The organism is Rhodococcus sp. 05-340-2 (assembly GCF_002258915.1).
GTDB lineage: Bacteria > Actinomycetota > Actinomycetes > Mycobacteriales > Mycobacteriaceae > Rhodococcoides.
The window spans coordinates 170,932-182,070 of record NZ_NOYU01000036.1 but is presented as its reverse complement, the minus strand read 5'-3'; the positions used below and the strand labels follow the sequence as shown (position 1 = coordinate 182,070).

At 64.2% G+C, this 11,139-nt stretch carries 10 protein-coding genes; 9 read left to right on the top strand and 1 reads right to left on the bottom strand.

Going from position 1 to position 11,139, the window contains the following annotated elements; all coding sequences use genetic code 11:
* Window positions 1-105 precede the first annotated feature (105 nt).
* Together CH271_RS22290 and CH271_RS22285 are read left to right on the top strand one after the other, a co-directional pair.
* Window positions 106-831 (top strand): SDR family oxidoreductase, encoded by a 726-nt coding sequence (locus tag CH271_RS22290; protein WP_094634866.1) that lies wholly within the window; start codon window positions 106-108, stop codon window positions 829-831.
* 31 nt (window positions 832-862) lie between these two features.
* Window positions 863-1,870 (top strand): LacI family DNA-binding transcriptional regulator, encoded by a 1,008-nt coding sequence (locus CH271_RS22285; RefSeq protein WP_094634865.1) that lies wholly within the window; start codon window positions 863-865, stop codon window positions 1,868-1,870.
* On the opposite strand, the gene CH271_RS22280 is transcribed toward CH271_RS22285, so the two are convergent.
* Window positions 1,855-2,436 (bottom strand): AAA family ATPase, encoded by a 582-nt coding sequence (locus tag CH271_RS22280; protein WP_179274720.1) that lies wholly within the window; start codon window positions 2,434-2,436, stop codon window positions 1,855-1,857. The two genes, CH271_RS22285 and CH271_RS22280, sit on opposite strands and share 16 nt — an antisense overlap.
* A 75-nt stretch (window positions 2,437-2,511) precedes the next feature.
* On the opposite strand from CH271_RS22280, the gene CH271_RS22275 reads away from it, so the two are divergent.
* The 7 genes from CH271_RS22275 (at window position 2,512) to CH271_RS22245 (ending at window position 11,109) form a co-directional block, all read left to right on the top strand.
* On the top strand, window positions 2,512-3,516 hold the full coding sequence (locus CH271_RS22275; RefSeq protein ID WP_179274721.1) for a LacI family DNA-binding transcriptional regulator: 1,005 nt from the start codon (window positions 2,512-2,514) through the stop codon (window positions 3,514-3,516).
* 10 nt (window positions 3,517-3,526) lie between these two features.
* Entirely contained in the window at window positions 3,527-4,882 is a 1,356-nt protein-coding gene (locus CH271_RS22270; RefSeq protein ID WP_218828516.1) for an FGGY-family carbohydrate kinase, read from the top strand.
* 73 nt (window positions 4,883-4,955) lie between these two features.
* Window positions 4,956-5,840 (top strand): tagatose-bisphosphate aldolase, encoded by an 885-nt coding sequence (locus CH271_RS22265; RefSeq protein ID WP_094634861.1) that lies wholly within the window; start codon window positions 4,956-4,958, stop codon window positions 5,838-5,840.
* A gap of 71 nt (window positions 5,841-5,911) precedes the next feature.
* Window positions 5,912-6,991 carry an alpha/beta hydrolase gene (locus tag CH271_RS22260; RefSeq protein WP_094634860.1) on the top strand — a complete coding sequence of 360 codons (1,080 nt, stop codon included), beginning with the start codon at window positions 5,912-5,914 and terminating at the stop codon, window positions 6,989-6,991.
* Between the two features lie 68 nt (window positions 6,992-7,059).
* Window positions 7,060-8,685, top strand: a complete 1,626-nt coding sequence (locus tag CH271_RS22255) for a long-chain fatty acid--CoA ligase (RefSeq protein ID WP_094634859.1) — start codon at window positions 7,060-7,062, stop codon at window positions 8,683-8,685.
* 100 nt (window positions 8,686-8,785) lie between these two features.
* Window positions 8,786-9,163 (top strand): hypothetical protein, encoded by a 378-nt coding sequence (locus CH271_RS22250; RefSeq protein ID WP_094613416.1) that lies wholly within the window; start codon window positions 8,786-8,788, stop codon window positions 9,161-9,163.
* Window positions 9,160-11,109, top strand: a complete 1,950-nt coding sequence (locus CH271_RS22245) for a primary-amine oxidase (protein WP_094634858.1) — start codon at window positions 9,160-9,162, stop codon at window positions 11,107-11,109. Before CH271_RS22250 ends, CH271_RS22245 begins: the two co-directional genes overlap by 4 nt.
* Window positions 11,110-11,139 lie beyond the last annotated feature (30 nt).

Genomic DNA, 11,139 nt, shown 5'->3' with positions numbered 1-11,139 from the left:
AACGGCGCTGAGGTACCGTCCATGACACCGATGACATCCAGCACGCACCTGCGGCGTATGACATCGATGACATGACCGATTCGGAAACAGTGAAGGTTGACGCACATGGCGAAGTTCGACGGCCGGAAGATCTTGGTGACCGGTGCCAGCGGCGGTATCGGCTCGGCCACGGTGAGAAGGCTGGTGGCCGACGGTGCCGACGTCGTCGCAGCCGGTCAGTCGGTGGACGCACTGGACAAGCTCGCCGACGAGACCGGCGCGCAACCTCTGGCGTTCGACCTGACCTCCGAGGACAGCGTGCGCGAGGCCGTCGAGGGGCTCGAGCTCTACGGAGTGGTGAACTGCGCCGGCTTCGGCGGCGAGATCGCCACGCCACAGGACACCGACATCTCCATCTTCGACAAGGTCATCGCCATCAACGCGCGCGGCGCTCTCCTCGTCATCAAATACACCGTCCCCGCGATGATCGCCGCCGGTGCGGGGGCAATCGTGAACGTGTCGAGCCAGGCCAGTCTCGTCGCCCTGACGGGTCACATCTCGTACGGCTCCTCGAAAGCAGCCCTGGACAACATCACTCGGGTTTCGGCCCTCGAACTCGGTCGCCACGGAATCCGGGTCAATGGAGTCAATCCGACCGTCGTGATGACGGAGATGTCCGCGTTCTACTGGGGCCGTCCGGAGATCGAGGAGCCGTTCCTGGCACAGATGCCACTGGGTCGCTGGGCCACCGAGGACGAGATTGCCGCGCCGATTGCCTTCCTGTTGAGCGATGATGCTTCCATGGTGACCGGGGTGTCACTGCCGGTGGACGGCGGCTACACGAGTCGATGACGAGCGGACGACGAGCAGACGGGGGTAGATCATGACCACCATGCAGGATGTCGCGGCACTGGCCGGAGTCAGCGCCAAGACCGTCTCACGGGTGTACAACAACGATCCGCACGTCGACCCCGACACGCGCGCTCGCGTCTCCGATGCCCTCGAGTCACTGAACTACGTTCCGAACACGATGGCGACGTCGTTTCGCAACGGTCAAGCGGCGGCAATCGGTGTGGCCGTACCCGATATCGACGATCCGTTCTTCTCCTCCATCGCCCGCGCCATCGAGGAACGTGCCCGCGAAGACGACATGGCCGTGCTGGTCACGAGTCTGGGGCACGACGGTGACCAGGAACAGGCTCTGGTCGAGTCGTTGCTGCGTAGACAGTTGAGCGGCTTGATCATTGCGCCGACGGGTTCCGATCACGGCTATCTGGAGCGCTGGATCGACAAGACGCCGACGGTCTTCGTCGATCGCGGACCCGACGGCCTCAAGGCCGACAGTTTCGTCGACGACGATCACGGCGGGGCGGTGTTGGCCACCGATCATCTGCTTCGACTGGGACACACTCGGATCGCGGTCATCGGCGACAGTGCCAATATTCCCACCAGCCGGAATCGACTCGAGGGGTATCGAGAGTCGTTGCAAGCCCGAGGAATCGAGTTCGACGCTTCTCTCGTTGCGCTCGGCGTCATGGGCCGCGACGATGCCCGCAGCGCCCTGACCGCGCTGACCGCGCTCGACGATCCACCGACTGCGCTGTTTCTGTCCAATGCCCGCGTGGCCATGGCATGTGTGCCGGTTCTGCAGCAGATGGAATTGCTGCATCTGGCGTTCGTCGGATTCGGCGACTTCCCGCTGGCCGATGCAGTGATGCCCCCGGTGACGGTGATCGATCAGAATCCCGCTCGGCTCGGCCGTTTGGCCATCGAGCGACTACTGGGGCGGATCGAGAATCCGAGCAAGCGCTACAAGCGCCGCAACATCCTCGGGGTCGAGCTGATCGAACGGCAATCCTGCACGCCTGGAAGCGATCACCGCTGCGACTGATCCTGGAGCGCATGCGCAACCAGATCGACCTGCAGTGGTGTCGACAATTCGGCATCGATCCGCAGATGCGGAACACGCGGCTTCTCCACCAGGGAATCCGTCGGCCGATGGGCGTCGCGCTCTGCCCCGCGGGCCGCCCGTCGACGCGCCAGCAACTCCGGCGAGCCGTCGACGTGGACGACCATCGTTGCTGCGGGAGCCACCTGCGAGACCAGTCGTTCCCATTCCGTGCCCGCGGTCAATTCGCGGGTGAAAGGCGCGACCAGAACGGGGCGCTGACCGATCTCCACGAGGTCCCTCGCCGCAGCGAGCAGTACTGCATACCGGCCGGCACGAATGCGTTCTGCATGCGGCCCCGCACTGTTCCAGTGTGGGCCGTCCAACAGCGAATCCAGTTCGTCGAGTAGTGGATTGGTGAGTGTGTCGAGGTCGAGCAATGCCGTGCCGAAGCGGCGCGCCAGCTCGCGTCCGAGGGTGGTCTTTCCACTTCCTGCAGCACCCGCGACGACGAGAACCGGCAGTTGATCCCGATCGATCCCTGAAACGTCTTGACAGACATGAGGCATGACGTGAATCATACAAGACAACGTTGTCTCGCACCTTTGCTACAGCGAACACAATTCCTCCGATCGAGAGTTCACGTGACCGAGCGCGCAAGCATCAAAGACGTAGCCGCATTGGCAGGCGTCAGCTTCAAGACCGTCTCCCGTGTCGTCAACGGCGTGGACACGGTCTTGCCCGAGCTGCGCGAACGCGTCGAGGCCGCGGTGCAGACGCTCAACTACGTCCCCAATTCCGCTGCACGCTCGCTGAAATCGGGATCCGGCAACACCATCGGGATCATCGTCGATTCCATCGACGACGTGTTCTTCGCATCCTTGGTCAGTGCCGTCGAGGATCGCGCTCTCGAACACGGACTGGCTGTCATCGTCGGCAGCACCGGGTTCGACGCCCAGCGCGAACGTGATCAGCTGGCGTTGCTGGCCGGTCAACACGTCCGCGGCATCATCCTGGCGCCGGTCGGCGACCACAGCGATTTCCTCGTGCCGCGTCGCCGAACACTTCCCACGGTGACCATCGACCGCTCGATCGCGGGATTCGATTCGGTCATCGTCGACGATTACGGTGCTGCCAAACAGGCCGTCGAGAAACTGGTCGAGGGCGGCCACACCCGAATTGCGTTGCTCGGGTTCGACGATCGACTGCAGACCGCACAGTTGCGCCGTGAGGCGTACTTCGATGTTCTCGCGAACCTCGGCCAGAAGCCCGAGGCCGCTCTCGCTCCCCCGGTGTCCCATGCCGCGGACTCGGTACGGCCGGTGGTGAAGAAGCTTCTGGCTCTGCGCAATCCGCCGACTGCCTTCTTCGTCGCCAACGCGCGGCATGCGACGGCCGTGGTATCGGTGCTGCACGAGATCGATCGCACCGACGTTGCCATGGTCTCGTTCGGCAACTTCTCGCTCGCCGATGCTGTCAGCCCCTCGGTGACCTGCATCGACCAGGATCCATACCGGATCGGCACCCTCGCGTTCGATCGCCTGGTGCAGCGCTTCGACGATCCCTATCTCGAAGTCGAGCAACAGATTGCGCCGACCACCCTGGTCGAACGACTCTCACATGCACTCCCGTTACCTGCACAGAAATGAGAACATCCCCGTGAATCCCAGACTCGTTGCGGGACTCGACCTCGGTAGCACCGGCATCAAGGTGCTCGTGATCGACGAGGCCGGAACCGAACTGCTCATCGAGCAGAGTCCGACGCCGTGGCATCACGGCCCGGGCGGAACCACCGACCTCGAGGCCGAGGACCTGCTCGCGACCATCGCGAATCTGCTCGACGCCGTCGCGCGTCGACTGCCGGAGGTGACCGGCGATCCCGCGTCGCGCATCGATGCGATCGCCGTGTCCGGAATGGGTGAGACGGGCTTTCTTCTCGATGAAGACAACGTTGTCCGAGCCCCGGCATTCGCGTGGTTCGATCCTCGAGGGCAGCAGCAGGTCGACTCACTGCCCCAGGATCTCCGTGACCGGTTCGCCGGCACGACCGGGCTCCCCGTCGGCGTGCAGGTCTCGGTCGTCAAAATCGCGCACCTCCGCGACAACGGACTGAACCTGGCCGGACTGCGATGGTTCAATCTGCCCGAGTTCGTTGTACTGTCCCTCGGCGGTCGTGCGGTGGCCGACTACTCGTTGAGTTCCAGGACGGGACTGCTCGATCAGGACACCGGCGAGCCGTGGACGGAGATGTTGACGCACTTGGGCGTCGGGGCCGAGTTCCTCCCGCCTCTCGTCGACGCCGGTACCGATCTGGGGGCCGCAACCGGACCCGCCCTTCCCGACGCCATCGTGGGGGCACGGTTGACCGTGGCCGGTCACGACCACCTCGTCTCCGCCGTATCGGGTGGGGCAATCCCCAACGACCGGTATCACGTGTCGATGGGCACCGCCGAGGTTCTTCTGCGAGTGCTCGATGCTCCCCTGACTCCCGCGGCTCGAAGCCGTCTGGCCGATCATCTGATCAATTCGGTGCGGCATGTGGTTCCGGGCCAACACGTACTCGTTGCCGGGGTCAAGACCGGACTGTTGATGCGACGGGCGTTGCAGTTGTGCGACATCACCGACCGCGCCGGGCGTGACCTGCTCGATCAGCGAGTGTGCGCATTGCCTGCAGGCGGACCGTCCACCGACGGCGGGATAGAGATCGCCGGGGCCCGCAACGACGACGGCATGCTGTCCATCACCGTCCGTACGGACGGGGTGAACGCGGCGGAGCTGTTCCGTTCGATCCTGTTGCACGGAAACGACGAGATCGCCCGCCTCATCGCTGCCCTCGACGCCGAGGTTGCCCCCGCTCGGACCACGCTGCTCACGGGCGGCTGGGCGGGCATGGCCAGCGTTCGGGATGCCCGGTCGCAGGTGCTCCCCGAAGTCTCGGTCTCGACTCGCGCCCAGGACACCGCCTACGGCGCAGCACTGTTCGCTGCGCGCCTACTGACGCTCATAGAAATCTGAGCCCACATTTCTGCAGTGAGACAACGTTGTCTCACTTGCTCACGGTCCCAATCACCACCACCAGGAGAAAACAATGAACGAACTCACCACCCTCGAACGTCGCGGAATGGCTGCCATCTCCACCGCCGACGGCAACATGCTCATCGTCGCCGGAGATCAGCGCAACGGCATGAAGGCAGTCATGACGGATGCCACCGACGGACCCGGCTCGATCACTGTCGAGCAGCTCGCCGACGCCAAGGCCGATCTGGTTCGCTACCTCGGCAATCACGCGCCGGCAATCCTGCTGGACCCGGAGGTCGCACTGCCGAAGATCGTCGACGAGGGCGTGCTCTCGCGCAACACCGCGTTGGTGGTCGGCATGGATGCCTCGGGCTTCGAGGAGACCGACGGCTTGCGCTACACCCGCTTCGTCGACGGCGTCACCCCGCGCGTCGTCCGCGATCTGGGCGGCGATGTCGCCAAGATGCTGTTCTACATGCGCCCCGAACAGCAGGGCGTCGATTCCCGTGTCGCCGAGGAGATCCGCGACCTCGTGAAGGCATGCTCCGCCGAGGGACTGCTGCTCATCGTCGAAATCCTGACCTACAAGCTCGAGGGCGAGTCGGACGAGGACTACAAGGCCGGCTTCGGCAAGATCATCGCCGACTCCACCCGCATCTCGGTCGAATGCGGCGCCAAGGTGCTCAAGCTCCCCTACCCCGGTTCCGCCGAGGCATGTGCCGCCGTTACCGAAGCGGCACAGGGTGTTCCGTGGGCAGTGCTGTCGGCGGGCGTCGACCACGAGACGTTCATCGAGCAGGTACGCATCGCGGTCGCCAACGGCGCGCGCGGCGCGATGGCAGGCCGCTCACTGTGGAAGGACAGCATGGCCGTCTCCGCCGAGACCCGCGAGGACCTGCTCACCAACCGTGCACTCCCCCGTCTGCGCGAACTGAACGAGGCCGTCGACAACTGACATCGTCCTTCGACCGAGCCCGGACACCCCGTCTCGGGCTCGGTCGACGCCGTTCTGGGTAGCGTGAACCCATGACGCACCCCTCGACGCACCTCGACATCGTTGCCGCTCCCGGCGTGTTCGCCGACCTCGCGACGGCGCAGGAATTGGTCGCCAGGGCGCTGTCGGCCCGAGGATTGACGGGCGGAATCGTCGACACCGCAACCGGTTCCGACGAGGCGATCGTCGTTCCCGGTGACGGGATCCCGATCGACACGGCGTCGTACGGAGGTGTCGTTCGGGTCGATCTGGGCCAGTGCACACCGGACAGATCACCGGGCATCCGTACTCACATTCGCGGCCGCGGACTCGACGGTCTGCGATTCGCGATCGACAGCGTGTACTTCCACCGCTTTTACCCCGGAACGATCCTGTCGTACGGGGATCACCCCGAGCAACGCGTCGAGCAGCGGTTACCCGAGGGCGACGGTCCGTTTCCCGTTGCCGTGCTGATCCACGGTGGATATTGGCGGTCGCGGTGGGAATTCGACCTGATGGACGCGATGGCCGTCGATCTGACCGCGCGGGGCTACGCCACGTGGAACGTCGAATATCGTCGCCCCGACGAACACGGGTGGGATGTGATGACCGGCGATGTCGCGTCCGCGATCGCAGCGTTGGAGACGGCACCCGGCGATCTGGATCTGTCCCGGGTAGTTCTGTTCGGCCATTCGGCGGGCGGTCAACTCGCACTGCGAGCCGCGGCCGATTCCGTTGGAACACCGGTCGTTCCTGCCCTCGCGGTCGGCCTGGCCGGCGTGCTCGATCTGCGGGTCGGCGATGAGCGCTGGCTCGGCGAGGGTGCGGTGTCGAATGCGATCGGTGCGCGATTCGCCGGTGCGCAGGAGACGTACGAGGCATCGTCGCCGATCTCGAGGCTTCCGCTCGGCGTTCCGCAGCTGGTGGTGTGCGCGGTATCGGACGATCCCAACCTGCTCGAGATCAGTCGGGCGTACTACACCGCCGCGTCGGCGGGCTCGGATTCGGTCGTCTCGGTCGAAGGACCAGGGGGCCACTTCGCGGTCGTCGATCCCGCGTCGCAGATCTATCAGGACATGGTTCGCGAGGTCGACGGCCGAATCCGAGGTACCCGAGACCACGCGTCCGAGTAAGTCCGTATCGTGCATGGTGTGACGCGCAGCACAACGACGTGCATGCCGAGACTTCAGGAGCGAGATCGATGAAGAGCACCATGCAGGACACCCCACTGTCCATCGGCCAGCTGGTTCGATTCGGGACGTCCATTCACTCCTCAGCCGAGATCACCACCTGGTCGGACACCGGTCCGACCACAGTGACCTTCGGGGAATTGGGCAGGCGGGCAGCGCAACTGGCACACGGTCTGCGGTCGATCGGCATCGACGACGATCAGCGCGTCGGAACGTTCATGTGGAACAACGCCCCGCACATGGAGGCCTACATGGCGATTCCTGCGATGGGCGCGGTGCTGCACACGCTGAACATTCGACTCTTCCCCGAGCAGCTCACCTACATCGTCAATCACGCCGAGGACCAGGTGATCATCGCCGACGCGAGTCTGCTCCCCCTGCTGACACCCCTGCTGCCGACATTCGAGACCGTGCGGCATCTCGTCGTCGTCGGCGTCGACCCGGCGCAGGTCACTGCACCCAACGGTATCGAGGTGCTGGGTTACGAGGACCTGCTCGCAGGCAAGCCAGAGGAGTTCGACTGGCCCGAGCTCGACGAACGATCAGCTGCCGCAATGTGTTACACCTCTGGCACCACCGGCGACCCCAAGGGGGTCGTGTATTCACATCGCTCCATCTACCTGCATTCGATGCAGGCCTGCATGACAGATGCGATGGCAATTGCGCAGTCCGACAAGGTCTTGGCCATCGTGCCGATGTTCCACGCGATGTCGTGGGGATTGCCCTATGCAGCGCTGATGGTCGGTGCGTCGCTGATCATGCCCGACAGGTTTCTGCAGCCGGCTCCGTTGGCGGAGATGATGTCGACACGGCGTCCGACGGCCGCGGCGGCCGTTCCGACCATCTGGCAGGCCCTGCTCGCTCACCTGGACGAGCACCCGGCCGATCTGTCGAGTCTGCGTGACGTTGTGGTCGGCGGAGCCGCGTGTCCACCGAGTTTGATGCGGGCGTTCCACGAGAAGTACGGGGTGCACATCTCGCAGGCGTGGGGCATGACCGAGACCTCGCCTCTCGGCACGTCCGGCAAGCCCGATGCCGGCCTGTCCCCGGAGGACGAGTTCGATTTGCGTTGCACGCAAGGACGATTCGTCGCCGGAGTCCGGGCGCGACTCGTCGACGACGCCGGGACAGTGTTGCCGTGGGACGGTGCGACCGTCGGTGAACTCGAAGTGCGTGGCCCGTGGATCACCGGCAGCTACTACCGCGCCGATGCCGACGACAAGTTCGACGACGGCTGGCTGCGCACCGGTGACGTGGGAACGATCTCCGAGGGCGGCTACCTGCGACTGACCGATCGCTCCAAGGACATCATCAAGTCCGGTGGCGAATGGATCTCCTCGGTGGAACTCGAGAATCAGGTGATGGGACATCCGGCCGTGCGGGAGGCCGCGGTGATCGGTGTGCCCGATCCGAAGTGGGACGAGCGCCCCTTGGTGGCTGTCGTCGTTCGCGAGGGTGCGTCGGTGACGGCCGAGGAACTGAAAGAATTCCTCGACACCCGCGTGGCGCATTGGCAACTGCCGGAGCGGTGGACCTTCATCGACGAGGTCCCGAAAACCAGTGTCGGCAAATACGACAAGAAGCGACTGCGGAGTTCGCATGCCGACGGTGCTTTGGAGGTCATCGAGCTGGTCTGATCCGTTCGGTGAGTTACACGTTCCTCACGCGACCTGCGAATACCAGTAATGGTCTACCCCTAGCGTCGTAACGGACAGCGACGGCAGGAAGTGGCGAACTGTGTTGATCAACCGTTGTGCATCGGCACTCGCGGTGATATCGGCCGTTCTGCATCTGAGAATGGGCGTCGGCGGCGCGTCGGGCATGTTGGTGACCGCTATGGCGGTGGTGTGCGTTGTGTGCGCCGCCGATCTGTGGCGGTCGACGAACAATCGCGCGTGGGTAGTGATGGCGGCATCGAGTGCCGTCATGCTGCTTGCGCATGCCTCCGGTCCGGCAGGACACCATCAGCCTGTCGTGACCGACGCTGTCAGCGGTGCCTCGGCGGCCTCGATTCTCGCGGCGGTCGAACTCACGCTCGCCGCCGTCGTGGTTTTCGTTCGCACGCGCGCCATTCCGCCGGAACTTCTCCATCACCGACTGCAGGAGCCTCGATGACCGACACCTTTGCGCCCGTTGTAGTTCACCCCCTCGAACCGCTGACCCCGCAGGAGATTTCGAGGGCCTCGGCCATCGTGAGTCGCGAGCAGAACCTGACCCCCGCTGCCCGCTTCGTCTACGTCGAGCTACAGGAACCGACGAAAACTGAACTGCAGCAATCGGATACGGACCGGCGTGCCTTCATCGTCCTGCGTGACCGTGACGCCCATGCCACGTTCGAGGCCGTTGTCTCGCTCACCCACGACGCCCTGATCAGTTACACCGAGATCGACGACGCCCAGCCACCCATCACATTGGAAGAGTTCCTTCGCTGCGAGGACGTCATCAAGGCCGATCAACGGTGGCAGGAAGCGATGGTCAAGCGTGGTGTCACCGACTTCTCGCTGGCGATGGTAGACAAGTGGGCCAGCGGCCACACCATGGATGGGGACAACCCCGGTGGTCGACGCCTCGCCCGGCCCCTGACGTTCGTACGCAGCGAAGCGCAGGAGAACGGATATGCGCGACCCGTCGAGAATCTGGTCGTCACAGTCGATATGGACACGATGGAGGTGGTCGACGTCGCAGACACCGGAGTGGTTCCCATCCCACAGACTCCCGGCAACTACCTACCCGGATTCTACGAACGCCCCGGGAATGTCCCGGAGTTCTCCCACCAACGCGCACCGATGAAGAAGATCGACATCACTCAACCCGACGGTCCGTCGTTCACGGTGGACGGCCACTACGTCGAGTGGGCCAACTGGCGCTTGCGCGTCGGCTTCACACCCCGTGAGGGGTTGGTGCTGCACGACGTCGGTTACGTCGATCGCGGAACTCTGCGGCCGATCATCCATCGGGCGTCGCTGTCGGAAATGTACGTGCCGTACGGCGATCCCGGTGACAGTCAGTGGAACAAGAACGTGTTCGACGAGGGCGAGTACGGTTTGGGTGTTCTCGCCAATTCGCTTCAGCTGGGCTGTGATTGCCTCGGGGAGATTCACTACTTCGGCGCGTACGTCAACGATCAGGACGGTCAGCCGATCGAACTTCCGAATGCGATCTGCATGCACGAGGAGGACTACAGCATCGGTTGGAAGCACACCGACTTTCGCGACAACGTGGGCCAGGTCCGACGCAACCGTCGTCTCGTGGTCTCGTTTTTCGCCACCGTGGGCAACTACGACTACGGCTTCTATTGGCATCTGTATCTCGACGGGTCCATCGAGTTCGAGATCAAACTGACCGGCATCATCTCCACCGGTGCCATCGAGCCGGGCCAGGTCCCCGAGTTCGGGACCCTCGTGGCACCCGGTCTCTACGGGCCTCATCACCAGCACTTCTTCAGTGTTCGTTTGGACATGAAGGTCGACGGCGAACGCAACAACTTGTACGAACTCGAAGCCGAGGCAGTGCCCACAGGCCCCGAGAACCCGCACGGGAACGCGTGGCGTCAGACCAAGCGCCACCTCGTCACCGAGTCGGAGGCGCAGCGCGTCGCCGATCCACTCCGGGCTCGTTCCTGGTTGATTGCCAACGCGGACAAGAAGAACAAGCTCGGTGGGCACATCGGGTACAAGATCGAGCCGTCCGGTGCGGTCGCTTTGCCTCTGGCACAGCCGGGTTCGCAGCAGGCTCGCCGAGGCGGGTTCGCCACCAAGCACCTGTGGGCGACGCCGTACGCAGAACGGGAGCGCTATGCGGCCGGTGAGTACGTGGCCCAGAATCCGGGACCCGACGGGCTGGTGAAGTACACGAGCGGTGACCGTTCCCTCGAGAACGCCGACCTGGTCATCTGGCCCACGATCGCCGCACACCATGTGGTGCGCCCCGAGGATTGGCCGGTCATGCCGGTCAGCCATGTGAGCCTGCACCTCAAGCCCACGGGGTTCTTCGACGGCAATCCGATGCTGGATCTGGCACCCGAGACGCCGAAATCCACTGGGCACTGCTGCACCGAGTAGCCATCCGTGTCCAGGCCCGGGGACCACGGT